The sequence below is a fragment of the Enterococcus sp. 10F3_DIV0382 genome, assembly GCF_002140245.1.
GTDB classification, from domain to species: domain Bacteria; phylum Bacillota; class Bacilli; order Lactobacillales; family Enterococcaceae; genus Enterococcus_B; species Enterococcus_B lactis.
The window spans coordinates 1,311,634-1,334,841 of the sequence record NZ_NGMF01000001.1 but is presented as its reverse complement, the minus strand read 5'-3'; the positions used below and the strand labels follow the sequence as shown (position 1 = coordinate 1,334,841).

27 protein-coding genes and 1 tRNA gene are annotated in these 23,208 nt (G+C 37.7%); 9 read left to right on the top strand and 19 right to left on the bottom strand.

The genetic code is table 11. The features are described 5' to 3' along the window. Nucleotides 1-3: 3 nt before the first annotated feature. Nucleotides 4-993, bottom strand: coding sequence for a UDP-glucose 4-epimerase GalE (galE, locus tag A5849_RS06815; protein ID WP_002308878.1), 990 nt, complete (start codon nt 991-993; stop codon nt 4-6). 247 nt (nt 994-1,240) lie between these two features. On the opposite strand from galE, the gene A5849_RS06810 reads away from it, so the two are divergent. Next, nucleotides 1,241-1,408 (top strand): DUF3042 family protein, encoded by a 168-nt coding sequence (locus tag A5849_RS06810; RefSeq protein WP_002288457.1) that lies wholly within the window; start codon nt 1,241-1,243, stop codon nt 1,406-1,408. 62 nt (nt 1,409-1,470) lie between these two features. Here the strand turns inward: A5849_RS06810 and A5849_RS06805 are convergent, their stop codons facing one another. The 10 genes from A5849_RS06805 to A5849_RS06760 all read right to left on the bottom strand — a co-directional run bounded on the left by A5849_RS06805 (nt 1,471) and on the right by A5849_RS06760 (nt 9,604). Beyond that, nucleotides 1,471-3,282: an FAD/NAD(P)-binding domain-containing protein gene (locus tag A5849_RS06805; protein WP_002348553.1), complete on the bottom strand. Its 1,812-nt coding sequence runs from the start codon at nt 3,280-3,282 to the stop codon at nt 1,471-1,473. Continuing rightward, nucleotides 3,279-3,644 carry a DUF488 domain-containing protein gene (locus tag A5849_RS06800; RefSeq protein WP_002313636.1) on the bottom strand — a complete coding sequence of 122 codons (366 nt, stop codon included), beginning with the start codon at nt 3,642-3,644 and terminating at the stop codon, nt 3,279-3,281. The genes A5849_RS06805 and A5849_RS06800 overlap by 4 nt, the downstream gene beginning before the upstream one ends. A 164-nt stretch (nt 3,645-3,808) precedes the next feature. Beyond that, nucleotides 3,809-4,204, bottom strand: a complete 396-nt coding sequence (locus A5849_RS06795; protein WP_002308872.1) for a rhodanese-like domain-containing protein — start codon at nt 4,202-4,204, stop codon at nt 3,809-3,811. A gap of 17 nt (nt 4,205-4,221) precedes the next feature. Next, the gene (locus A5849_RS06790) at nt 4,222-5,184 is read right to left on the bottom strand and encodes an ROK family glucokinase (protein ID WP_002308870.1); all 963 of its coding nucleotides are present in this window, start codon (nt 5,182-5,184) and stop codon (nt 4,222-4,224) included. Beyond that, a complete protein-coding gene (locus tag A5849_RS06785) occupies nt 5,184-5,396 on the bottom strand; it encodes a YqgQ family protein (protein ID WP_002293902.1) in 213 nt (70 codons plus the stop codon). The genes A5849_RS06790 and A5849_RS06785 overlap by 1 nt, the downstream gene beginning before the upstream one ends. Before the next feature lie 20 nt (nt 5,397-5,416). Continuing rightward, a complete protein-coding gene (locus tag A5849_RS06780) occupies nt 5,417-6,115 on the bottom strand; it encodes a rhomboid family intramembrane serine protease (protein ID WP_002308868.1) in 699 nt (232 codons plus the stop codon). 19 nt (nt 6,116-6,134) lie between these two features. Then, complete coding sequence (locus A5849_RS06775; RefSeq protein ID WP_002320135.1) at nt 6,135-6,668, bottom strand: 5-formyltetrahydrofolate cyclo-ligase; 534 nt, start codon at nt 6,666-6,668, stop codon at nt 6,135-6,137. A gap of 142 nt (nt 6,669-6,810) precedes the next feature. Beyond that, nucleotides 6,811-7,815, bottom strand: a complete 1,005-nt coding sequence (locus tag A5849_RS06770; protein ID WP_002308864.1) for an iron ABC transporter permease — start codon at nt 7,813-7,815, stop codon at nt 6,811-6,813. Further along, a complete protein-coding gene (locus tag A5849_RS06765) occupies nt 7,812-8,801 on the bottom strand; it encodes an iron ABC transporter permease (RefSeq protein ID WP_002313633.1) in 990 nt (329 codons plus the stop codon). Before A5849_RS06765 ends, A5849_RS06770 begins: the two co-directional genes overlap by 4 nt. Beyond that, complete coding sequence (locus tag A5849_RS06760; protein WP_025478150.1) at nt 8,798-9,604, bottom strand: ABC transporter ATP-binding protein; 807 nt, start codon at nt 9,602-9,604, stop codon at nt 8,798-8,800. The genes A5849_RS06765 and A5849_RS06760 overlap by 4 nt, the downstream gene beginning before the upstream one ends. A 165-nt stretch (nt 9,605-9,769) precedes the next feature. On the opposite strand from A5849_RS06760, the gene A5849_RS06755 reads away from it, so the two are divergent. Next, complete coding sequence (locus A5849_RS06755; protein WP_002336483.1) at nt 9,770-10,726, top strand: ABC transporter substrate-binding protein; 957 nt, start codon at nt 9,770-9,772, stop codon at nt 10,724-10,726. A gap of 73 nt (nt 10,727-10,799) precedes the next feature. Here A5849_RS06755 and A5849_RS06750 read toward each other — a convergent pair whose 3' ends face one another. Continuing rightward, the gene (locus A5849_RS06750) at nt 10,800-11,318 is read right to left on the bottom strand and encodes a dihydrofolate reductase (protein WP_002308859.1); all 519 of its coding nucleotides are present in this window, start codon (nt 11,316-11,318) and stop codon (nt 10,800-10,802) included. Nucleotides 11,319-11,405: 87 nt separating this feature from the next. Beyond that, nucleotides 11,406-11,570 (bottom strand): 50S ribosomal protein L33, encoded by a 165-nt coding sequence (gene rpmG, locus A5849_RS06745; RefSeq protein WP_002320810.1) that lies wholly within the window; start codon nt 11,568-11,570, stop codon nt 11,406-11,408. Between the two features lie 212 nt (nt 11,571-11,782). Here rpmG and A5849_RS06740 point away from each other — a divergent pair, with 212 nt between their 5' ends. Then, the gene (locus tag A5849_RS06740; protein ID WP_002308858.1) at nt 11,783-12,229 is read left to right on the top strand and encodes a DUF2188 domain-containing protein; all 447 of its coding nucleotides are present in this window, start codon (nt 11,783-11,785) and stop codon (nt 12,227-12,229) included. Nucleotides 12,230-12,310: 81 nt separating this feature from the next. Here the strand turns inward: A5849_RS06740 and asnB are convergent, their stop codons facing one another. The 3 genes from asnB to A5849_RS06725 all read right to left on the bottom strand — a co-directional run bounded on the left by asnB (nt 12,311) and on the right by A5849_RS06725 (nt 15,294). Further along, nucleotides 12,311-14,206: an asparagine synthase (glutamine-hydrolyzing) gene (gene asnB / locus A5849_RS06735; RefSeq protein WP_002308857.1), complete on the bottom strand. Its 1,896-nt coding sequence runs from the start codon at nt 14,204-14,206 to the stop codon at nt 12,311-12,313. 290 nt (nt 14,207-14,496) lie between these two features. Beyond that, nucleotides 14,497-14,584 (bottom strand) — tRNA-Ser (locus A5849_RS06730). A gap of 143 nt (nt 14,585-14,727) precedes the next feature. Continuing rightward, the gene (locus A5849_RS06725) at nt 14,728-15,294 is read right to left on the bottom strand and encodes a TetR/AcrR family transcriptional regulator (protein ID WP_002308856.1); all 567 of its coding nucleotides are present in this window, start codon (nt 15,292-15,294) and stop codon (nt 14,728-14,730) included. Between the two features lie 255 nt (nt 15,295-15,549). Here A5849_RS06725 and A5849_RS06720 point away from each other — a divergent pair, with 255 nt between their 5' ends. Continuing rightward, nucleotides 15,550-16,881, top strand: coding sequence for a DUF1576 domain-containing protein (locus tag A5849_RS06720; RefSeq protein ID WP_002308855.1), 1,332 nt, complete (start codon nt 15,550-15,552; stop codon nt 16,879-16,881). After that, nucleotides 16,847-17,200 (top strand): hypothetical protein, encoded by a 354-nt coding sequence (locus A5849_RS06715; protein ID WP_002308854.1) that lies wholly within the window; start codon nt 16,847-16,849, stop codon nt 17,198-17,200. The genes A5849_RS06720 and A5849_RS06715 overlap by 35 nt, the downstream gene beginning before the upstream one ends. A gap of 89 nt (nt 17,201-17,289) precedes the next feature. On the opposite strand, the gene A5849_RS06710 is transcribed toward A5849_RS06715, so the two are convergent. Beyond that, entirely contained in the window at nt 17,290-17,709 is a 420-nt protein-coding gene (locus A5849_RS06710; RefSeq protein WP_002348548.1) for a cupin domain-containing protein, read from the bottom strand. Continuing rightward, the gene (locus A5849_RS06705) at nt 17,710-18,054 is read right to left on the bottom strand and encodes a carboxymuconolactone decarboxylase family protein (protein ID WP_002308852.1); all 345 of its coding nucleotides are present in this window, start codon (nt 18,052-18,054) and stop codon (nt 17,710-17,712) included. A 370-nt stretch (nt 18,055-18,424) separates the two neighbouring features. Between A5849_RS06705 and A5849_RS06700 the strand changes: the two genes are divergently transcribed. Continuing rightward, nucleotides 18,425-19,021 (top strand): TVP38/TMEM64 family protein, encoded by a 597-nt coding sequence (locus tag A5849_RS06700; RefSeq protein WP_002308851.1) that lies wholly within the window; start codon nt 18,425-18,427, stop codon nt 19,019-19,021. 126 nt (nt 19,022-19,147) lie between these two features. Then, entirely contained in the window at nt 19,148-20,947 is a 1,800-nt protein-coding gene (locus tag A5849_RS06695) for a glycerophosphoryl diester phosphodiesterase membrane domain-containing protein (protein ID WP_002313630.1), read from the top strand. 277 nt (nt 20,948-21,224) lie between these two features. On the opposite strand, the gene A5849_RS06690 is transcribed toward A5849_RS06695, so the two are convergent. Next, nucleotides 21,225-21,437, bottom strand: a complete 213-nt coding sequence (locus A5849_RS06690; protein WP_002308849.1) for a hypothetical protein — start codon at nt 21,435-21,437, stop codon at nt 21,225-21,227. A gap of 457 nt (nt 21,438-21,894) precedes the next feature. Between A5849_RS06690 and A5849_RS14925 the strand changes: the two genes are divergently transcribed. Then, nucleotides 21,895-22,044 (top strand): hypothetical protein, encoded by a 150-nt coding sequence (locus A5849_RS14925; RefSeq protein ID WP_002293931.1) that lies wholly within the window; start codon nt 21,895-21,897, stop codon nt 22,042-22,044. A gap of 269 nt (nt 22,045-22,313) precedes the next feature. Next, entirely contained in the window at nt 22,314-22,700 is a 387-nt protein-coding gene (locus tag A5849_RS06680) for a YxeA family protein (RefSeq protein ID WP_002308846.1), read from the top strand. The last annotated feature ends 508 nt before the right edge of the window (nt 22,701-23,208 follow it).

Below are 23,208 nucleotides of genomic sequence, written 5' to 3'. Positions count from 1 at the left end.
CCCCTATTCTTCATAACCATTTGGATGGCTGACATGCCAATCCCATGCTGTTTTGATAATTGCTTTGATATCTGTGTATTCAGGTTTCCAGCCCAGAATCTCTCTCGCTTTTTCACTTGAAGCGACTAATCGACTAGGATCTCCAGCTCTTCTTGGTGCTATTTCTGCCGGGATTTCTTTCCCTGTCACTTCTCTAGCTGCTTCTAACATTTCCTTGACCGAATACCCTTTGTTACTGCCTAAATTGAAGAAGTTGCTTTCGTTTCCTTCTTTCAAGTATTCCAAAGCTAAAATATGCGCGGCAATCAAGTCTTCTACTTGAACATAATCTCTAATACATGTTCCATCTGGTGTATCGTAATCGTCTCCATAAACAGCCAATGCTTTTCTTTGGCCAAGAGCTACTTGTAAAATGATTGGGACAAGATGCGTTTCTGGTGTATGATCTTCTCCGATAGATGCATCTGCTTTTGCTCCGGCTACATTGAAGTAGCGCAAAGCGACATAGCGCATGCCATACGCTTGATCACACCACTTCATCATTTTTTCCATCATCAATTTGCTTTCACCATACGGGTTTTTAGGATTAGTTGGTGTATTTTCCGTGATTGGAGACTCTTTCGGCTCTCCATAAGTTGCTGCAGTAGAAGAGAATACGATTTTATTCACGTTGAACTCGTGCATGACTTCAAGCAAGATTTGCATACCGTATACATTGTTGTTAAAATACATCAATGGTTTTTCGACAGATTCTCCTACTAAAGAGCTTGCAGCAAAATGGATTACTCCTTCAATCGGTTCCTTTTCAAATACGGAACGTAGAAATTCTTTATCTCGAATATCTCCTTCATAAAAATGAGCATCTGGATGTACTGCTTGTTTGTGACCTGTGAGTAAATTATCTACCACAGCTACTTGATACCCCTTTTGAACTAGCTGGTCTACAGCGTGCGAACCGATATAGCCGGCTCCGCCTAGTACTAAAATTGTCATAAAAAACACTCCTTTGATTAGTGAAATTGTGTTTGTTGATTCTATATAATTAAAAAAGCGAAGTCTACTTTTATGGTGGAAAAGAAGAAAGTAAAATTTCGTAAATTTATCTGGTAAATTTATAATAAAACATTTAGTAAACATTTTCAAGGATTTTTTGCAAAGGTTTACAAACAAACGTAAAACTAGCCTTTTTTTCTCTTTTGTTCCATAATAGATATAACAAATAATAAATGAGGTGGATTCAATGAAAAAATTTGTATCTGGAATATTAGTAGGCAGCTTGGCAACAGCCGCTGCCGTTGCTGGTTTGGTCGCTTCTGTGAAAAAAACAGTGATCGATCCGATTGACGAAAAAGAAGCAATGATCGAAGAAAATCGTAAAAAAGCAATGCGCAAACGCGTTTCTCGTTAATAATTATTTAAAAAATACGCATGAAGACTTGTGAAAGAACAGATAAGTCTTCATGCGTATTTTTATTTGTCAGTCAATATAAGTTGTGCTATTTTATCTGCTTGTCTCAAATTCCATGGATCTGTATAAGGTCTAGCTGCTGCTGCAGTTAACCAATCCACACCTTCAACTGGTATTCCGTAGCAATAAAAGCCAGACTGGATTTTCCCGGAAGCATCAATCACGCGATTCGTACCTCGCTCAACATCTATAGCTTCTGAATGATAACTTCCTGTATTATCTGAAAACGAAAAAGGGCGAACAAGTTTATTTTCCTTCAAATTTTTTATGACAGGATTACTTGAACGAGAAAAGCTTGTTTGTGGCAAACGAGCTTCGATCAAATAGCGACTGCTGATTTCTTTATCTTGTAGAGAAATAACATAGTGGTTTTGCTTTTGCTGAATATCAAGTGGCGGTTCGATCAAATGAAAAATACCCGCATCTATCAGTGCTGCTAACTCTTTCGTCCGAATAACTGGCGGTCCAATCGTTAAAAAGCTGTTTAGATGAGTAAACCATCCCCACAGTATTTCTTTGTATTCCTTAGCAGAAAAAACGTGCCATTCAATAGCCTGCCGGATTGGATCACGCCAGTCTTTCAATGCATCAAATGTCGAAGTCAATGCCCCTCTGCAATTGCCTTTTTCCGCTTCTTTTATCTGTCCTTCAATAAATGCTCGGCTAGCTTCTGCAAAGGACTCATCCTGATAGGTAAGAGGAGTTTCTAGATACGACCAAGACCATTTGTATGGAAGTAATGCTGGATACTTTCCAAGACACTCTTCTGAGGAGAGGGAAAGAAAATCATGATCAAAAGTTTTCCTTGAAATCGGCAAGTGATGTTCTTCGATGATTTTCTTGTAATAAAACAACTCAGAGTCTTTTTTCAGATAGTCAAAAAATGTTTCGCCAGTCAAAAGTCCCGATCGATGCCATCGCTCAAGGTTTTCTTTTGTAAGTAGCCGTGGCCATGCCATTGCTCCGCCTTGCTTTTGATTTCTCCCTCGAGGATAGTAAGGCAGACCTCTTCTTGACCCGCTGTATATAATCGGTTCCTTGCCGGATGGATGATAGACCAATTTTCCCTTTTTGTTTTCGAAGCGCCCTCCTCTTGATACCGTAAACAATCCGACATAATCAAAAAAGCTTAAACCAAGCCCTCTTAGAAAGACATTTTCTTTTGGCTGTATCTTTGAAAGATCGACATCTGCAGGATTAGAAGGAAGCTGATACAGTAAATCATTTTTCTTTGCATAGTCTACCCAAGCTCTTTCCTCTTCTGTCTGATCATTTTCCCAATGACCACTCGCTAAAATGAACTGATCAACAGGATAGCTTTGCTGATCTGTCTGTAATAGGAAACCGTCTTTTTCTTTGCTGACCTTTTTCACTAAAGAATAGACAAGCTGAGTAGAAGCTGGAAATTCTTCTTGCAACTTTGAGAAAAACCAGCGTTGATAAAGTCCGTATAGGCAACGAGTAGATTGCTGATCTTTTTCCAGACGGTTAATTTCTTCTATAAATAGTTGCTTATTTTTGGTTACCGTCTGTTCGATATAATCTGTAGCAGGTCCTTTACTCCATTGAAACAAATTAGGTCCCGGCATTACCGTTCCCCCACTGGACAACGTTTCGTCTGTAAAAAGCGTCACTTGTTGAGAAACAGAGTTCATTAATAATTCTGGTGGCTGATTCAATCGCCAAACTCGACCGCCTGGACCTTCTGGATCAAAAAGAATAAGTTCAAGAGAATATCTGCCCTGATTATTATGGAGAATCCTTTCTGCTACACTTAATCCTCTAGGTCCGGCACCAATGATCCCTATTTTCATTTGTACACCTCCTTTTCGATAAATTCTTTTAACACAACGGCATGGTTCTGGTGCTCGTTTTTTGCACCATAAACAAAAGTAATGACTGGATGTTCTTTCATAAGATGGGTGAGTTCGGAAACAGCTCGCGTCTTTTCTTCTTCAAAAGACAATTCTTGCTGATATTTCTTTGCAAATGAAGCAAAACGTTCTGGTACATGGTCAAAAGCTTTGCGTGCCTCATTACTAGGCGCAATTTCTTTCAACCATAGATCCAAGTGTGCTTTTTCTTTTGAAAGCCCTCGCGGCCAGAGCCTATCCACGAGTATCCGAAAGCCATCCTCTTCTTCAGCATCAAGGTAAACACGCTTTAATTTAATCATAGTTGTTTCCTTCTTTCTGCCTTTTTTCTTTTATATTTTATTATGTAGATAATAGCATAAAATAAAAAATGAACGACACAACTATCCACGCGTCGTTCATTTTTTCTTAGTCAATACCTGATTATTGATCTAGTTTTTCCAAAGCTGTCATAAAAATATATGCTTTATACTTTTTTGCTTTTGATTTTTCCAGACCAGCCGTCATAACCACCCTTAAGCAAATAAATCTCTTTATAACCTGCTTTACGTAATTTATTTGCCGTACGGATACTCAAGCTTTTCTTTTGATCGTAGATATAGACAGGTTGGTCTTTTCGAATCGATCCTAGTGAATCTTTCAAAACAGTGTAAGGGATGTTTCTTGCACCTAAGATATGCCCTGCATCAAACACATCTTTTTCGCGAACATCGATTACTTGTGCTTTTCTCATTCCTTCTCGAAACTCTTCTTCTGTCAAAGTCGTTGCTGAACGCTTGGCCATTACTCGTAGATAGACTTCCCAAAAGATGATTGCAAGCACAATCAATAGCAAAATGATATTAATTACCCATAAAACCATGTAATGCCTCCGTTTTTTTAAGCAAATTTCAAGGCTAATGAGGCAGCGCCAATGACACCAGCTTCATTTCCAAGCTCTGCTAATTTGATTTTTGTTGATTCTCTTACTTGTGGGAAAGTGAATTCTTTAAAATACTTCTCTACACGGCTGCGTAAAAATTCTCCTGCCGCCGATACTCCGCCGCCTAACACAATACTTGACGGATTCAATGTATTCCCCAAGTTGGCGCAAGCTAAACCTAAGTAGAAGCATACGCGATCAACAACCATCAATGCAAACGGATCGTCTTCTTGAGCCATTTCAAAGATATCTTTACTTGTTACTTCTTCACCGTTATCTAACATTGCTTTCAGTTTTGAATCTCCTGCGTATTCTTCTGCCAAGTAACGACCTAGACGTACCACACCAGTAGCACTAGATACTGTTTCTAAACATCCGCGTTTACCGCAAGTACATTCGAACCCTTCAGGATCCACAGTGATATGGCCGATCTCTCCGCCTGCTCCGCTCACGCCATGGATCAAATTCCCGCCAGCAACGATACCACCGCCAACACCTGTTCCTAGAGTAACGAATACAACGTCTGGATCGTTTTCTCCAGCACCTTTCCATCGTTCACCTAAAGCAGCCACATTCGCATCATTATCGATAGCGAATTTGATTCCTGTCCCTGCTTCAATCAGTTTTTTCACAAATTGTACTTCTGTCCAGTTCAAGTTATATGCACCAATAACTGTTCCAGCGTCACTGTCCACGCTTCCTGGAGTACCCATACCGATTCCAATAAAGTCTTCGGCTTTCATATTATATAAATTCAATCGATGGTTGATTGATTCGATGATTTCAGGAACGATATGTTTGCCATCATCCAAAATATTGGTATCGATGCTCCATTTTTGTTGAATCTCTCCTTCTGGTGTTAAAATTGCAAATTTTGCTGTTGTTCCACCTAAATCAATCCCAATAATTTTCTTGTCCATTACAAATTTCCTTTCTTTCGGCTTTCTTCAATTCGGTGCTCTCTTTTTAATATGCGCCACGCTGTCATGTATGTATCATGATCGATCAAACGGCTATCATACAGATTCCGCAATTCAATAGTCATCAATTCAATATCATAGATGCGTGCACCCACATAGATAAAGATGCCAAATTTTTTGAACAGTTGCTGTACATCATATAAGCTCTCCATCTTTAAGCACTTCCTTCATATTATACAAGTAAACCATATTTTTTTAAACCCAGTAAAATACATATTACAAAAAGAAATACAAAAACTAGTGTAGAAAGAATCTTCTGGTGTATCGAATAGCTTGTCTGCTGTTTCGGTAGCCCTAAAATATTTCCTAATACTAAACCGCCCACCAGTCCGCCGACATGTCCCCAAACATCTACAGAGGTGTCAAGAAGACCAAAAACAAATGTCATCGCAATAAATAAAAGAAAATGTCTGACTAGTTGTTGGATCGCCGTATTATATTTAAAATGAAATCCTAAAATAAACAACGCACCAAACAACCCGAATATCGAGGTGCTTGCACCACCAGACAAAACATTCGCTTCGTTGAAAGCAAAACTTGCTGTATTTCCCATTATCCCACTGAACATATAGATCAGGAAAAACCGCCAGTGACCGTATATTGCCTCGATTTGTTGCCCCATAAAATACAATATCAGTGAGTTCATGACGAAATGCATCACTCCAAAATGGATGAAGATTGGTGTCACTAAGCGCCACCATTCATTGAAGTGAACAAGATAAGGACCATACATTCCAGTATAATAAGGAATTTCAAGACGCGGAAACAACTCCATTATAATGAAGACTATTGTCTGTATCCCTAAAAAAACATAGGTCCATAACGGTCGCCTCAACCATGCACGCATTTTTATTTGCTGTTGATAATTCATGAAAACCTCCCATTTCATTTTAGTCAATAAATAATTGTTGGATCTTCTGATCAAAACTCTCCGGTTGCCATTGTTCATTCAATTGTTCTCGAAAAACGAGGCTGCATGTTTTTCGATGGAAATTTTTTAAATACCGGTCGTAATAACCACCGCCAAAACCAATACGATAACCGGCTCTATTGTAGATAATCCCTGGTACAATGAGGAGGTCGATCATTTCCGGCAAATAAAGCTTCTCTGATTGTGGCTCAAGAACGCCAAAACTCGAACGTTCAAAAATGGTGTGTTCATCCATTTCATAAAACGCCATCTGTCGTTTTGGTAAAGTTTTAGGAACAACTATTTTCTTTTGTTCTTTTTTCGCCCGTTGGATAATCGGCTGTGTATCCAGCTCAATTTCATTTGACAAAGTCGTCCCTATCACTTGTGCCGACTTCCAGTACTCGCTTGCGAATAGCTGTTCATAGATTCGCTGTTCTTTGCCCTTTTTCTTGCCGCTTTTGGCCAGATTTTTCAGCTTTTCAATTCCTTGCCGGCGTAATTTTTCTTTCATTTGCTCCAAAAAATCACCTTTCCTTCTCTCATAAAATGGTATAGGAAAAAAAGAAAAATAGCAATCGAACTTTCAAATAAATGTATAAATAAAAGAAAAAGAAGACCTAACAATGATTGGCCTTCTTGCCTTTTAATGAACTTCAACTGCTCAGCACGTGTTTTTGTCTGATAAACAATACATACAGAAAATATGGCGCACCAAAAAAGGCGATCAAAATCCCTGTCGGTATTTCCCCACTTGGTAGAATCACTCGTGCAACAATATCTGCGCTAAGTACAAAAACGGAACCGAACAAACTGCTCAAAATAAAGGTCCAATGATTTTCTTTACGTACGACTAGCTTCGCAGCATGAGGAGCCAGTAGTCCTACAAAGGATAAACTCCCTGTCACCGCTACGCTACCGCTTGCTAAAGCAACAGCTAACAACAAAAGGATTTTTTGACTTTTATTCACATTTAGCCCTAATCCTTGCGCGCGTTCTTGGCCAAATGATAGCAAGCCAATCCGTTGCGCATAAAATCCTCCTAGCGGAATCAAGATAATCGCCCATGGAAGAAGCGCCCAAACATAGGACCAGCTCGCACCCCAAATCGATCCCGCCAACCATGCATTGACAAATCCATAATTTTCCTTTGACAATTGGATGGTGCACAACAACGTTAATGCAGAAAGACCAGCATTAACGGCAATACCAGACAATAAGATACGATTCATCCCTAAAAATCCATTTCGATCATAGGCCGCAAGATACACACAGCAAGCAGCGAGAATACCACCTATAAAGGCTACAACTAGCAACAGAAACGGCAGAGAATATTGTGAAAAGAAACCTAAATAAAGCATCACTAGAAATCCAGCTCCCGCATTAATCCCCAATATGCTAGAATCTGCCAATTCATTTCTCGTCACTCCTTGCAAGATATAGCCAGAAACGCCAAGACAAGCTCCTGCTAATAAACTGATCAGTAATCGGGGAACTCGAAACTCTCCAACAATCAGCGCCAAAGAAGAGGAGCCTTTCCCTATGAACGTGTCAAAAAGCTGATCAAGATAAATAAAAGGCGTGCCAATCATCAAACTACCTACAGACAAGACGATAAGTAGAAAAAGCAAGAAATACAACGTCCAATATATTCTTTTCACCGTCGTTCCCTCCTTACTTGTATCAGTAAAAACGGAACGCCAATCAATGCAATGACTAATCCAAAAGGTGTTTCAAAAGGTGGATTGATCATCCTTGCTACAAGATCCGCCAACATGACCAGTCCGCCTCCAACTAAAAAAGAGACAGGTAGGACATAACGATAGTCTGTCCCAACCATTCCGCGAACAATCGGCGGAACCAACAGCCCAATAAATGAAACAGGTCCGACTAACGAAACGGCAATGGCTGCTAACACTGCAACTAGACAGAAAACAATCAACCGTGTTCGTTTAGGACGACCTCCAAGAGCTAATGCATGAGTTTCACTCAAACTAATCAAGGATATCGCTTTTCCTAATGAAAAAGAAACCAAGACAGCAAGCACATATACAGGGAACAACACTGTTAACTGTTTCCATGTGATATTGGCAGCTCCACCTACAAACCAAAAGGCAAGATCCTGCTGTAGATTAAAAAATTGGGTAAGTGCTTGACTGATTGCAGTAAAAAAAGAACTAATAGCTACGCCAGCTAAAATCAGCTGTAAAGGATTCATGCCCATTTTCGAAAACTGCAAAAAGCCAAATACGAGCAAAGTCACAGCAAAAGAACCTGCCAATGACACCAGAAACACAGAAAACCCAGAAGCTTTGGGCCAAAAAGCAAAACTAAGAGCCATTGCCAACGAAGCACCAGCGTTGATTCCTAGTAAACCTGAATCTGCTAACGGATTTCTTGTCACACCTTGCATCAATGCACCGCTCAATGCAAAACAACTCCCTACGAGAAATGCCCCTGCGACCCGAGGCAAGCGAATATTTCTTATGATTTGATGACTTTGTTTTGATCCATCAAAATCAACCAAAGCCTGCCAAAAGGCTGTTTTTCCCACACTCGCTGCGCCATTTGAAAGAGCAATAAAAAAAATGATCAAAAGAACAAAACAGATCAAAAGCAAGAGTTTGTTTTTTTTCCTAGCCTTCATAATTGATCCTCCTGCTCTTTTGGCAACAGATCATACGTCAGAAAAACTGGTTTATTCGTTTTTGGTAGTGTGACAATCGTTGCATCAATCTCAAATATTTTTTTCATACACTCTTTTGTGATCACTTCTTCAGGTGTACCTTCCGTAATCAATTCACCGTCTTTCATGCCTAGTAAATAATCAGAAAAACGTGAAGCAAGATTAATATCATGGATCGACATCAAGATCGTTGTTTGTTTTATTTGATTGATTTGAGACAATAACTGTAGGATCTCTAATTGGTGTGACGGATCTAAAAACGTCGTCGGCTCGTCCAAGATCAAGATATCTGTTTCCTGAGCAAGTGCCATAGCGATCCAGACACGCTGGGTTTGTCCACCAGACAACGTTGCGATATCTCGCGTGCGATATCCAGACAAACCTGTTGCATCCAAAGCCCACTCGATTGCTTCATGATCTTGTGCATCCATACCACTAAACAGTTTTTGATAGGGATATCGTCCGTAAGATACTACTTCTTCTACTGTCATACCTATAGGATGTTCACTAGTTTGTGCTAATAAAGCAATTTTTTTTGCAAGTTCTTTTGAACTGTATGTAGATTTATCAGAGTCATTGACAATGATCTTTCCTGATTTCACAGGTAGTATACGGGTAAAGCTTTTCAATAAAGTAGATTTTCCACTTCCGTTTGGCCCGATCAAGCTCGTGATTTTCCCTTCAGGAATCGTAACAGACATGTTTTCAATAATTTTTTTATTTTCGTAGCCGGCTGCAATATCAGCTGCCCTTAGTCTCGTCATTTCACCCACCCTTTCGCTGAAAATCATTCTCAATTATGACGCTGTTTCACTATTTCGTCAAGCGCTACTTTCATATCTATAGCTAAATGAAGCGGTTGACAGCATTCGAAATATCAGGAATAATAACCAATGAGAAAGATTCTCAATTATGTCAGGAGGAAAGAAATGAACTTAAAAACAAAAGTATTCACCTTATCTAGCATGTTGCTGCTGGCTGGAGTATTGAGCGCTTGCTCCCCCTCTTCAGATAAAGAAACAGCTACAACTACCAATTCGACGACTTCATCCACCAGCACGCATACAGTCACAGATACGCTTGGACATAAAGTCGACATTCCAAACGCACCTAAACGGATCATCGGCAGTTACTTAGAAGACTATCTGATTTCCCTAGGAGAAAAACCTATCGCCCAATGGACAGTGGGCAGTGGTTCTATCCAAGACTATCTGCAAGATGATTTGAAAGATGTTCCAACTATTTCTTATGATCTTCCTTACGAGAAAGTATTAAGCTTCGAACCTGACTTGCTGTTGATTTCTTCTTCCGCTACTGTCGAAGGTGGAAAATACGAGCAATATAGTAAAATCGCGCCAACTTATGTCGTAAAAAATGGAACAGACGTCACATGGGAAGAACAACTAAAAGATGTCGGCAAGGCTTTGGCAAAAGAAAAAGAAGCGGAAAAAGTCATTTCCGATTATCAAAAATCCGTCAAGAGCACTCGCGAAGAATTAGCAGATAAAATTGAGAACAAGACAGCTGCAGTGTTATGGGTGACCAATAACTCTGCCTTCATGGTCAGCAAAAATCGGTCAAGCGGTAGAATCGTATATGACGATCTAAAATTTGGTGTGCCTGATTTAGTAGAAGAAGTGTCCAAAGAAGCCACTTCTGACTGGTCTGCTGTTTCTTCGGAAAAACTAGCTGAATTAGATGCTGATTACATCATTCTTGTAAACAGTGATAAAGATGCTGCTATGTTCAATGAACCAAGCTGGAAAAATCTCAAAGCAGTGAAGAACAATCACGTACTGCAATTCGGCCCTGAATCTAGCTGGCTATATAATGGACCTATTGCCAGTCAGGAAATGGTCAATGATATCAAAGAAAAGCTAAACTGATTTTAACTAAAAAAGCATCTTCACGTTCATTCGCGAGATGCTTTTTTATTATTAAAAACTAAATACCAGGATATTATTCTTCTTTTGAAACAACCTTATTTCTTACTCTTTCCCATTTTTGAAAACGATGGGCATATAAATTTTCCTGATCCGTTATTCCCTCGTATTCCTCTATAAGAGCGAAGTCTGAAAAATCGATATCCCCAATATACGTATCTCCTTCAAACGTGCTATCAATCAATGTCCGCCAGATTCGACCGGTGTAAGGAAGAAGTTCTTGAAAAATCCGACTGCCACCCGAAACATAGATATCTTCTGAGATTGTTTGACTATACGCCAAAAGTTCATCGATTGAATGCATCACTTCTGCATTTTCTTTCGTGCGAAAGTTCGGTTGCGTTGTCAACACGATGATATGGCGATAAGGAAGTGAGAGATCGCCCATTCCTTCATAGGTCTTTCTTCCCATCACTAAGATTCGATCCATTGTATGTTCACGAAAAAAACGCATGTCATTTGGCAATCGCCACGGTAGCAATCCATTTTTGCCGATCAGACCATTCCTATCTTGTGCCCACATTGAAATAAACATATCATCCGCTCCTTATGATTTTAGATGGTTTGAGATAAAAAAAGTCTCAATTCTTTGACCAGCAAGGAATTGAGAACTTTAAAAACATTATTTTGTTTCACGGTGCAAAGTAACTTTGCGTTCGCGTGGGCAATATTTTTGTTTTTCCAAACGATCAGGATTGTTACGTTTGTTTTTGCTTGTTAGGTAGTTACGTTCTTTACAAGAAGTACACTCTAAAGTGATGTTTACGCGCATGTTTTTCCCTCCCATTTTTACAAGAATCCTCTAAGATGACTCTCAGACTTGATTATCTTACCATGATTTTTTCTAGATTGCTAGTGTTTTTCACGATTTTGTTAAGTAAAACTACTTGACGATAAATACAACGGTTTTACTTCTCAAACAAAATCTTTTCCTTTTTGTATAAATACCCTTACACTTGTTTATATAGATTATGTTTTTTAATAAAGGGGGATACTAATATGCCATGGAACATGAAGGACTTTCCTGCATCAATGAAAAACTTAGATAAACTGACAAGAAAAAAAGCAATCGACATCGCAAATGCACTGTTGGATGAAGGGTACCCTGATAGCCGTGCGATCCCAATTGCCATTGATCAAGCAAAAAAATGGGATGAAGATGCTAGTGAATCAGAAAAACGAACCTTCGAAAAAGAAAAAAATCCAAGCAAGACGGATGAACACGATACGAATCCTCGTGCCGGAAAACTGCTTGATTCAGATGTGATCGTAGAATATGAGGAAAAACAATGGATCGTGAAATCTAAAGGGGCAAAAAAGGCAAGCAACCATTTTGATACAAAAAAAGAAGCAATCGAAAAAGGAAAGCAAGTAGCTCAAAACAAACAATCAACTTTGATCATTTATAAAAAAGATGGGACAAAAGAAAAAGAAATCAGTTACTAAGCGCTTAAAAAGAAGCATAGAAACAAGGAGATCATCTCACATGCTTCTATGCTTCTTCTCATATTGTTGTTTCTTTTTTTATCAAACAGTCACATAGTCGATTGCTTCTGCTTGCGGAATCGTTTCATCGACAAAGTAAACTTTATACCATGTCAAGAAACTGAAGATCGTCCAGATTTTACGTTGTTCTTCTTTACGTCCTTCGTGATGGTCATCTAGCAACTTCATAATTTTTTCTTGATCAAAAAATTCTTTTGCAAAATCTGCTTCGAATAGTGCTTTGACTTGTTCGTAGCCGTGTTCTTCTTTCAACCAAGCTTTGATTGGCACAGGGAATCCTAATTTCACACGATTCGACCACTCTTCTGGAAGATGTTTATTCGCAGCTTGTCTGAAAATATCTTTTGTGTTGTTTTGATTCAACAAGAACTTACTTGGTATTTGTTGAGCCAATTTCATGACTTCGATATCCAGTAAAGGTACTCGAACTTCTAGAGAACTAGCCATAGAAAGTTTATCTGCCTTCAACAAAATATCTTTTGGCATCCATTGATGAAGATCGACGTATTGCATCTTATTGACTTCATCTTTGATTCCTTCTGTTTTCTCGTAATGAACAGTCATGATCTCATTCACAGATGGCGCTGTTTGATATTTTGGCGTCAACACTTCTGATGCTTCTGATTCTTCGAACACTCGAGCATGCCCGATAAAATATTCTTTTGCTGGCGCAAGTGATTCATATAAATGGATACGTCCATGGAAATTTTTCATTTTTCCGATTTTACGTCCTAAATTATAGCGTGTCCCTTTTGGCAATTTTTTCAGTCCTTGCGCAATCACACGGATAAATTTTGAATTCGTGTGGAATCCATACGTTTGGTATCCCGCAAATAGTTCATCTGCCCCTTCTCCTGATTGAACCACCCGTACACTTTGTGAAGCGAGATTTGCTAAAAAGTACAACGGCACACAAGAAGGATTTGAGTCTGGTTCATCTAAGTGATACTGGATCAATGGGAATGCTTTAAAAGACATGTCTCCGTCGATTACAGCTGCCGTATTGTCTAAGTCCAACAATTCTGTTAGTTTTCTGGCTTCAATCGCTTCATTATAGGTTTTATCATCAAACCCAATTGAGAAAGAATGATCTGGTTTCAATACAGAGGTTACATAACTGGAATCGACCCCGCTGGATAAGAAAGAACCAACTTCTACATCGCTGATTGTGTGTGCTTCAATAGAAGCTTGAACAGTTTCGTCGATTTTTTCGATCCATTCTTGTCGGGAATGCGTTTCTTTTGTTTCAAAATCTGCATCCCAATATTGTTGAATGTCCAGTTTTCCGTCTTTATACGTATAATAATGACCTTCAGGCAAACGATAGACACCTTTGAAGAAGGTTTCACCGTTCAATGGAGAATATTGGAAAGTCATATAAGGTTTCAATGCTTCTTTATTCAATTCTTTATTAAAATCAGGATGAGGCAAAAAACTTTTGATTTCTGAACCAAACATAAATGTTCCGTTCATTTCTGCATAATAGTATGGTTTGATCCCAAAATGGTCTCTCGCACCGAATAACTCATTTTTTTCATTATCCCAAATAGCAAAAGCAAACATTCCGCGGATTTTTTGCAATAATTCTGTTCCCCATTCTTCGTAACCATGCAAAAGGACTTCTGTATCTGCATGTGTTTGAAAAACGTGACCAGCTGTAATCAATTCTTCTCTCAAAGGCTGATAATTATAGATTTCGCCATTAAAAATAATGATCTTTGTTCGATCTTCATTGTAAATAGGCTGAGTACCGCCCTCTAAGTCAATAATACTTAATCTTCTAAATCCTAAAGCAACGTGTTTATCGATATATTCCCCTGAACTATTAGGTCCACGGTGAACGATTCGATCCATCATTGTATTAATAATTGTTTTTTTGTTGTCCTTGTCGTTAACAAAACCTACAATACCGCACATTTAACTTTCACATCCTAATATAAAATTACTGTTTATTTCATCCATATGCATCTTAACATAGAATAAATAGCGGACGAATATTTTCTCTCTTACAGTTTCGTCACGTGAAAACAAAAGATGAAAGTTTCTGTTTTTACAGAAAATAAAGTCCCGATATCTAATTTACCATGTTTTCTTTTTTGAGGCTATCTTATTCTCTTCGTGTTAAAAAAATATTAGTGGATGCTGTTCAAAAAATAGCCTCCAAACAAAAAGACACGACCGAAATCGTGTCTAAACATGGATATATAAGGAAGGTACGGGATTTGAACCCGTGCACCACATTACTGCGGCTCGCCGGATTTCGAGTCCGGTGCATTACCACTCTGCCAACCTTCCGCAAGTACTATTTTTAAACTTTTCCCACGAAATGTCAAGCCTATTTCTAACAGATAAATAACAGAAACCGTTTTTTTACAAAAAAAGTCCATTGACAGTTTACAGCCAACGGACTTACCGATCAAATTCATCATGATAGAACACTATCTGATTGTTTCAGGATTATCTAGTGCTAAAATCGAGTCAATTGTCCGTTTGATCAGTGCGATGATTTGTTCTTCTGTTGGATGCATGATGTTTGATGACATCAATGATGCTAAGCCAGTCACCGCTACCCATGTACCAGTATGCAAGGCATCGATATAATCATCCGATAATTGATTGTATCTTTCATCTTCTTTGACTATTTCACGGAAATAGTTGTAAGAAAAATCATGCATTTTCTTTCCGTCCCCATGTTCATCAATGTACAATGCCATGTAAAGACTATGATGTTTCTTTGCAAAGTAGATATAGTTCAAACCGAGATCAATGATTTTATCACCCGTACGCTCAATAGGGAAAACATCTTCTTTTAGTTGTTCAAAGATCGAATCCAATAACGTATTTTTCAAATCTTCCATGTTTTTGAATTCCAGATAAATTGGCTGAGTCGAAATCCCCATCTTTTTCGCAATGTTTCTCGCAGTAAATCCTTTAAACCCTTCCTTTGCAACAACATCATAAGCAGCTTTTAGAATTTGATCCTTGGTATAGACTTTTCTTCTCATTAAAACTCCCCCACTTCTTTACTGCAGTATATGTTGTTTTATTGTACCCTATTTTTAGTATTTTTTGCAAACATTTTACTCAAAACGTTATATTTTAAATTTTTTTCTCAGTCTTCTTTAACTTTTTTTGCAAAATTAAAAAAATTTGGTTAAATTCACTGGGTTCCCTTACATTTTTAGTTTTAACCTAAATGATAGTTGACCAAATCTTTCATTTCAAGTTATAGTTAAAGAAAACGAAAAAGAAGGTGTGTAATGGAAAACGAAACTGACGTTATTTATATTCATCCTCAAAAAAGAATCGTTTCACAGAAAAGAAAATATTTTTATCTTAGTTTTACAGGTGCTTTTTTTCTTTTTATTGGCTTAGTTTCTGGTACACCTGCCGCTAATTGGAGTGGACTACTGACTATTCTTACCTCGCCAAGCAATCTTCTGACAGATTATTTTGCTTTGGGTGGTTTTGGAAGCGCATTTATAAACGTTGGGATCTTGACCTTACTTTCTGTGCTTGTGGCTTACCGGCAAAAGGTGATTTTAAATGGCCCCTTATTCGCTTCGATTTTAACAGTTACCGGTTTTTCTTTTTTTGGCAAAAACCTTTATAATTCAATCTCGATCATTTTAGGTGTATACCTGTATGCTGTATTTGTCAATAAACCTTTTTCTCAGTATATTATGATAGGACTGTTCGGCAGCGCATTGTCGCCGGTCGTTAGTTACATTACTTTTGGTATGCGCTTTCCTTTGCTAGTAGGAATTCTACTGGGAAATTTGGCAGGTATAGCAATTGGTCTTCTTCTTCCGCCGTTAGCTGCTCAAACTTTAGTTTTCCATCGCGGGTTCACGCTTTATAATATTGGATTTACCTCAGGCTTGATTGCCATGGCTTTTACTGCTGTTTTGCGATTGTTCAGCTACTCAATCGTCGAGAATACATTGGTTTCCAATGAATACCATTCCCCTCTCGTCTGGATCATTTTCGGCTTTTTTTTGCTGACAGTCGGTTTTGGTTTCTATTATAATTCCTTTCGACTTTCGGGTATTCGAGAGATTTTCGATTCATCTGGTAAACTGACAACTGATTTCATTGCTAATTCTGGTATCGGTGCTACTTTGATCAACATGGGGCTAGTTGGTCTAATGCTTTCTTCTTATGTTTTGCTGGTTGGTGGTAAGTTAAATGGTCCTGTCATCGGTGCTATTTTATCTGCGGTTGGTTTCAGTGCTTTTGGTTGTCATTTAAAAAACAGTTTTCCGATACTAGTCGGAATTTTTCTTGCTTCTTTGTTTGGGACGTTTCATGAGATCACCAGCACCGGCATGCTCGTTGCCGCTGTGTTTGGAACAGGCCTCGCGCCCATAAGCGGTTTTTACGGCAGTTTTTACGGTGTAATAGCTGGTATGTTACATATTGCTCTTGTCCATAACGTCAGCACTTTGCACGGAGGACTCAATTTATATAACAGTGGTTTTTCAACTGGATTCGTTGCAGGTATCCTTGTACCGATACTAGATAACTTTACTGCTGTCAGAAAGGAAAAAAAGACACTTGGAAAAAGAATTATCAAAAAGAATCATCGATGAGCTTCTTACTTATCTATATTCCCACGAAATAACTGAAATACGTATTGGCGTAGAATTTGCTGAGGAGGGACTTTTCATAGAAATACAGGGCACAACAGAATCTCAGCCAGAAGATCTAGATGTACTTGCTGATTTGCTGAACAATCCTCGAGACCCTAGCATGGAAATCTACTATCAGGAGCTATTAGGTAATCCTCGACATGATCGGGAAGATTATCATCTGCTAGGTAGTTTGATTGACGATGTGGAAATCATGTATGCCCAGCCGATTATCAATATCAAAATTTTTCGGCGTGCTTCTCCTCGCCCTTATTATTAGCCTATTTTACAAAACAGCTTCATCCACCTAAAACAGCTCCTGAAAGTTCGATTAAAAATCTACTTTTAGGAGCTGTTCTAAGCTTGATATTATTGATTTTCCAATCCTTCGTATAATTCATCTGTTACAGGTTCTAAAAACTCTGAATTACCAGCAGTGATCGCCAAATGTTCAAACCAACTGTCTTTTGTCGCACCATGCCAATGTTTGATCCCTTTGTGCGTTACGACGACATCTCCAGCCATTAATCGTCTTGCTGGCTTTCCTTCTTCCTGATACCAGCCTTCTCCTCCGGTCACAAGTAAGATTTGATAACCGTCTGTATGGACATGCCAGTGATTGCGACAGCCTGGTTCAAAAGTTACATTACCTACACCAACAGAAATTTTGGGATCGTTTACTAACATATTCAGATAGCTTTGCCCGGTAAATACTTGAGCGTAAGCTTCGTTTTTTTCACCTGCTGGAAAAATCACGCCTTTTTGTATTTCTTCGTGTTTTGTCATCATTTATGCCTCTTTCTTATCTTCACTATTTTCTTCTAGATAGATTTCTTTTGCTAAACTAAAAGCCGACCAAGCTTTTGGCCACCCTACATAAAAAGCTAAATGGGTAATGATTTCTGCTATTTCTTCACTAGTAATGCCATTTTGCTTGCCAATTTTCAGATGAGCCGGCAATTGTTCAAAATTCCCTTCTGAGATCAAAGCAGATAGGGTGATGATACTACGCTGATGAGGAGATAATTCTTCTCTTGACCATACTTCTCCAAATAAAACATCGTCATTCAATTCTGCAAATTTTGGTGCAAACTCCCCCAATTGATCTCTTCCTGCGGTTTGTTTTTCTGCCATTTTTTTACTTCCTCCGTTCGTGATTGCTAGGTGATTCAAACACTGTTCTTAAATAACATCATTATCTATTGTTTCTTCGCATTTTATTTTAAGCCCCATTTTTTAACCTGTCCAATGCTTAGTTTACTCCATCAGTATGCTTTCCAAGCATAATTGTTAACGTTTTCTATCTTTTTTCTATTTTTGAAAAAACAAGATATTAAATAAGTCTTTAGTTGGATGTTTTTTTGAGATTATTCTTTTATACTTACAATGAACGTATGATGAACTTACAAAATTGTTTGTTTTCTGTCATCTTAAAAAGTGGCGCAGACAGTTGCTTTTCTAGTAAAGTATAGATACCAAAGAACCTCTAAGGAGTTGATGAATAATGAATATTGCTGCCTCTCGAAAACTGATAAACTTCATTTCCATTATTGGATTAGGTCTATCGATCGCGCTGACGATTTATTTTATTAATTTAGGTGTTTTCAAAGATTTGAATGCTTTAAGAGGATTAGTAGGTGATTCGATCATTTTAGGTCCGGTCATTTTTATCTTCATCCAAATCTTGCAAGTGGTTATTCCAATCATTCCTGGAGGAATCAGCACTGCAGCGGGTGTTCTGATATTTGGTCCTTATGCTGGCTTTATTTACAATTATGTTGGAATCTGTATTGGTTCGATTATTATCTTTCTTCTAGGACGACGTTACGGAAAACCATTCATTCTTTCCATGATCAGCGATAAGACCTATAACAAATATATTGGCTGGTTAGACAATCAAAACCGCTTTGAGAAGCTGTTTGCTCTAGCTATTTTTCTTCCTGTTGCTCCGGACGATGCGTTATGTTTGATGGCTGGATTGACAAACATTTCAATGAAACGATATACACTGATTATTTTGATAGCTAAACCACTATCGATTTTCTTATACAGTATGGCTTTGATTTATGGAGGACAATATCTAAGTGGTCTTCTTGGTTAATATTTATTTTGCAAAATCAGTTATTGATTGATTACCAATGTTAATTCTGGGAAAGGATCTGCAAGATACATTGCACCCTTTCCTTTTTCATTGGATTTGCGCTACAATGTGAAAGTAGGTGATAGGATGAATTATTTGAAACGTAGCTTAGGCAACGCGTGGGATTTTTTGAAAGGAACACAAGCTTATTTCCGTGATGTCTTGCTGATGCATGGCTTTATTTTATTTATTTGTTTACCCTTATTGAGCAGTACGACTCGTTTTATTTTGCACCGAGGAGCAATTGACTATTTGTCTTATGACAATATTCCTTTGATTTTCTCTCAGCATCCTGGAGTTCTGCTGTCGTTAATCGCCGTTTTATTGACGATTTTACTATTGGTTTATTTCGAATTTGCATTTCTTTTGATGAGTGTCTTCTTTATTAAAAAGAAAGAACCCGTTTCTTTAAAGCAGCTCTTGCACTTGACGATACTTCAACTGAAGAAAGTGAGACCTATTACTTTTCTGTTTTTTCTTGCTTATTTTTTATTGATTCTACCGATCAGCGGGTTAAGTTTCAATTCTGATCTACTGTCAAAAATAAAAATCCCTGCTTTTATCATGGATTTTATTTTTGCTAACCGTTGGATCGTCGTCAGTTCCTTTTTACTCGTTTACATTTTTCTTGGCTATATTGGGATTCGGCTGATTTTCGCTTTACCTGAAATGATTTTACGAGATCGACCTTTTCGAGCATCCATTCGAGAAAGCTGGTTGCTGACCAAATCACGTCTTTTTGCTATCACGGGGCAATTTATCGTGATTGGCGGTACGATTTTACTTCTTTCTTCTTTGGGATATATCGTTGTTATTTTGGCACAAAGTGTTGTTGAAGAATTTTTCCCGAATTACGCATTGATCAGCGCTGTATTTGCGATGACGCTTTTACAAGGAATTTTATTATTCAATATCGTGATGTCTACTGTAGGAATTTTTTATATCATCGTTGATTTCATGGATGACGAAGGTTTCTTACCAGAGATTCCCAAGTGGTTTACGCCTCAAACGTCCAACGTGCATTTATCTGCGCTGAAAAACACTGGTTTGACCCTTTTTGCAGTTTTTTTCGGTATTGGCGTTTGTCTTTACAATATGGATTATCTGACTTCGGCAGTTCAGACAAAACCAGTGACTGTATCTCACAGAGGTGTAAGTACGCAAAATGGGGCGCAAAATACTTTAGAAGCACTTGAAAAAACAAGCAGAGACTATCATCCTGATTATATAGAGATGGATGTGCAGGAAACAAAAGATGGCCGTTTCGTAGTGATGCATGATGCAAATCTTCGTCACTTAACTGGGGTAAATCGAACACCACAGGATTTGACGTTGAAAGAATTGACAAATCTTACGGTTACTGAAAATGGGTTCCAAGCCCCTGTGTGTTCTTTTGATTCTTATTTAGAAAAAGCGCATGAATTGAACCAAAAATTACTTATTGAGATTAAGACCTCTAAAAAAGATTCAGATGACCTGGTCGAACGATTTGTTCAGAAATACCGCAAAGCGATTTTAGAGAATCATCATATTTTGCAAAGTTTGACGTACCAAACTGTTTCTGATTTAAAAGAAGCAGAACCAAACTTTTATGTGGGCTATATCTTGCCTTTCAATATCGTTGGGCCTCCCGTAACGCCTGCTGATTTTTTGACAATGGAGTATAGTACGATCAATCGTAACTTCATTAATTCTGCCCATCAAGATGGAAAAAAAGTATATGTATGGACGATCAACGATTCAGATGCTATGAGTCGCATGATGTTTTATGGTGTGGATGGTATCATAACCGATGAGATGGGACTACTAAATGAAAGTGTGAAACAAACAGATGAAGAAATCACTTATTCAGACAAGCTACTAAATTTTGTTTTGGGTGTTGGCTAATCAAAAATCGTTAATGAAATAAGTTTTTATACAACAAAAAACGCATAACCTGTTACCGCAGGTATATGCGTTTTTTGTTTGACATTCATAACGTGTCCTTAATTATCTCTTGATTCCTTCATCGCACGAACAATAGCTAAAATAGCAGGAATTGCAGAGATCACTGCAAGAATAATTCCCATTTTCCCTGAACTTTTTCTTTTAGGCATATCTTCTCGCTCCCTTCTGTCTTTATTTATATTATAAGGGAGTTCTTGCGAATTCTCAAAAATACTGTTTAAGAAACCAATTCAGCAGGTGTACTAATATCACAGAATTTTACGAGCATGCGGTACTTGCTTTCATAAATGATTGGATAGTCTCGTTGGTCATAACTTTCAACATACACGACAGCCGTGTTGTTATATGTACGTTCAATACAGCCAATTAGTTCGTGAGATACGCCAATCGGTTTGCATATATAAGATCTTCCTACCTCTGCTTTTACCATTTCATTCCCTCTTTTCTTTGTTTTTCTTTATTTTATAATAACAAATCTCCCTTCAATTGAAAACGTTTTATTTCATTTTTTTTCATTTTTTTATTTTTATTTGATTTATTTTTTACTTTTTAGATAACTACTTTCTTATCATAATTCTAGATGTTGTGACAAAAACGTTTGTTTAGATTCCTATGTTGTTCGTGTGTTCTTTTCATTATCCTGCTAAATTATCTACAGGGGGTGAGTATATGATCTATATCCAAACAATAGTCTTTGTAACGTTGATGGTTGGGCTACTTATTGGCTTGAAAGAAAACAGCTGATTGGTTTAAGAAAAAATAAATAAGAAAAGTGATAAATGCTTTTTAATTGCATGAAAAAACGGACGGTGCTAAACTTGTTATAGGTTCGAAAGTTTAAAGGAAACTTTCAAGAACTGAATTACATTACAAAGGAGATGAATTTTATGACGTTTACAAAAACAAACATGCAATACCGCGTAGCCTTTGATACAACTTCTAACCGTTTTATGGCGATTGATGCACAAAACGAAAATAACGTTGCGTTTGGTATTACAATTGAACAAGCAGTCCGAGCATTAAATGAATCTAGATAAGGAGTGACCCATTCCAAATGGCGACTGATGAGATCTCGGAAAATCAATAAAAGACGTTTGTAACGGTGATCCGCGACAGACGTCTTTTTATATTTTTTACATACATTTGGTCATTATATCTGTCATTTGTTCTTGACCTAAACAAAAATATAGTTTTAATATCAATTATCGTCGCTTTTTATGACAATTTTGTTAGCTGTTTCGATGATGATATTTTGTTATGATTTGTATAATATTCTATAGAATAAAAATAAAAAAGGAGAATTTTCATGAAAAAAATTTTAGGGTTAATCGTTATCGTATTGATTGCTTTTATAGGTTGGAAAGGCTGGGACTACTATCAGTCTACTTATGTAGGAAAAGATTATTATGCAGTAATCAAAGCACCGATGCCTGCAGAAACTGATATTAAAGCAGATAATGGAGAAGTAATTGGAAAAGGGTTTAAATATAACGTAGATGCGTACGCTGAAAACGGTGAAAAAAGACAATTGGATTTTGATGTCATTACTTCTGGCGACTCTGCTAATGGTTCTGCTTATCCCGAAGGAACAATCTTGCAGTTGAAAGCAAGCGAAAAGCGAATTATAGAGAAAAAAGTAATCACTAGCGATAAAGTACCTTCATCTGTAAAAGACAAATTAGGGCTATCTTAACACTAAGAAAATATCGCAAAAAAGCACTCGAAGTGAGTGCTTTTTTACTTACTGATTTTAGAAAAAATAGAATTGGTCTTCGAAGTCACTTTCCTGTTCTTCAAGTCCTTAACTAAAGAACAAGGCAATGAATCGATTCCCATACAAACAAGAGGCTGGGACAAAATTCTTGTCACAGCCCCCTTTTTCCGAATAAATGGTGCCGATATGTGTTAAGTACCTAAATGGGTACCAGCTTTCATTTTAAAGTCAGCATGTTTCTATCACTGATTTTTTAAATCTAGCGAGAAACCCTTATCTTACAATCGTTCGTTCAATTCTTTAGCAAGATCTTCAAAGCCTGGTTTGCCTAGAAGTGCGAACATGTTTTTCTTATATCATATATACATTTATTACTTTTCTTCTCTTTTATACCCTTAAAAAACGCTGAAATATCAGCATTTTATCTATCTCCTGCTTTTTCTATCTTTTCTGATTTTTAATATCACTATCACCAAAACTATCACTA

Bases quoted from the DNA above. Each gene is read 5' to 3' on its own strand.
- galE (WP_002308878.1), bottom strand. From the start codon at position 993: ATGACAATTTTAGTACTAGGCGGAGCCGGCTATATCGGTTCGCACGCT.
- A5849_RS06810 (WP_002288457.1), top strand. From the start codon at position 1,241: ATGAAAAAATTTGTATCTGGAATATTAGTAGGCAGCTTGGCAACAGCC.
- A5849_RS06805 (WP_002348553.1), bottom strand. From the start codon at position 3,282: ATGAAAATAGGGATCATTGGTGCCGGACCTAGAGGATTAAGTGTAGCA.
- A5849_RS06800 (WP_002313636.1), bottom strand. From the start codon at position 3,644: ATGATTAAATTAAAGCGTGTTTACCTTGATGCTGAAGAAGAGGATGGC.
- A5849_RS06795 (WP_002308872.1), bottom strand. From the start codon at position 4,204: ATGGTTTTATGGGTAATTAATATCATTTTGCTATTGATTGTGCTTGCA.
- A5849_RS06790 (WP_002308870.1), bottom strand. From the start codon at position 5,184: ATGGACAAGAAAATTATTGGGATTGATTTAGGTGGAACAACAGCAAAA.
- A5849_RS06785 (WP_002293902.1), bottom strand. From the start codon at position 5,396: ATGGAGAGCTTATATGATGTACAGCAACTGTTCAAAAAATTTGGCATC.
- A5849_RS06780 (WP_002308868.1), bottom strand. From the start codon at position 6,115: ATGAATTATCAACAGCAAATAAAAATGCGTGCATGGTTGAGGCGACCG.
- A5849_RS06775 (WP_002320135.1), bottom strand. From the start codon at position 6,668: ATGAAAGAAAAATTACGCCGGCAAGGAATTGAAAAGCTGAAAAATCTG.
- A5849_RS06765 (WP_002313633.1), bottom strand. From the start codon at position 8,801: ATGAAGGCTAGGAAAAAAAACAAACTCTTGCTTTTGATCTGTTTTGTT.
- A5849_RS06760 (WP_025478150.1), bottom strand. From the start codon at position 9,604: ATGACGAGACTAAGGGCAGCTGATATTGCAGCCGGCTACGAAAATAAA.
- A5849_RS06755 (WP_002336483.1), top strand. From the start codon at position 9,770: ATGAACTTAAAAACAAAAGTATTCACCTTATCTAGCATGTTGCTGCTG.
- A5849_RS06750 (WP_002308859.1), bottom strand. From the start codon at position 11,318: ATGTTTATTTCAATGTGGGCACAAGATAGGAATGGTCTGATCGGCAAA.
- rpmG (WP_002320810.1), bottom strand. From the start codon at position 11,570: ATGGGAGGGAAAAACATGCGCGTAAACATCACTTTAGAGTGTACTTCT.
- A5849_RS06740 (WP_002308858.1), top strand. From the start codon at position 11,783: ATGCCATGGAACATGAAGGACTTTCCTGCATCAATGAAAAACTTAGAT.
- asnB (WP_002308857.1), bottom strand. From the start codon at position 14,206: ATGTGCGGTATTGTAGGTTTTGTTAACGACAAGGACAACAAAAAAACA.
- A5849_RS06725 (WP_002308856.1), bottom strand. From the start codon at position 15,294: ATGAGAAGAAAAGTCTATACCAAGGATCAAATTCTAAAAGCTGCTTAT.
- A5849_RS06720 (WP_002308855.1), top strand. From the start codon at position 15,550: ATGGAAAACGAAACTGACGTTATTTATATTCATCCTCAAAAAAGAATC.
- A5849_RS06710 (WP_002348548.1), bottom strand. From the start codon at position 17,709: ATGATGACAAAACACGAAGAAATACAAAAAGGCGTGATTTTTCCAGCA.
- A5849_RS06705 (WP_002308852.1), bottom strand. From the start codon at position 18,054: ATGGCAGAAAAACAAACCGCAGGAAGAGATCAATTGGGGGAGTTTGCA.
- A5849_RS06700 (WP_002308851.1), top strand. From the start codon at position 18,425: ATGAATATTGCTGCCTCTCGAAAACTGATAAACTTCATTTCCATTATT.
- A5849_RS06695 (WP_002313630.1), top strand. From the start codon at position 19,148: ATGAATTATTTGAAACGTAGCTTAGGCAACGCGTGGGATTTTTTGAAA.
- A5849_RS06690 (WP_002308849.1), bottom strand. From the start codon at position 21,437: ATGGTAAAAGCAGAGGTAGGAAGATCTTATATATGCAAACCGATTGGC.
- A5849_RS14925 (WP_002293931.1), top strand. From the start codon at position 21,895: ATGACGTTTACAAAAACAAACATGCAATACCGCGTAGCCTTTGATACA.
- A5849_RS06680 (WP_002308846.1), top strand. From the start codon at position 22,314: ATGAAAAAAATTTTAGGGTTAATCGTTATCGTATTGATTGCTTTTATA.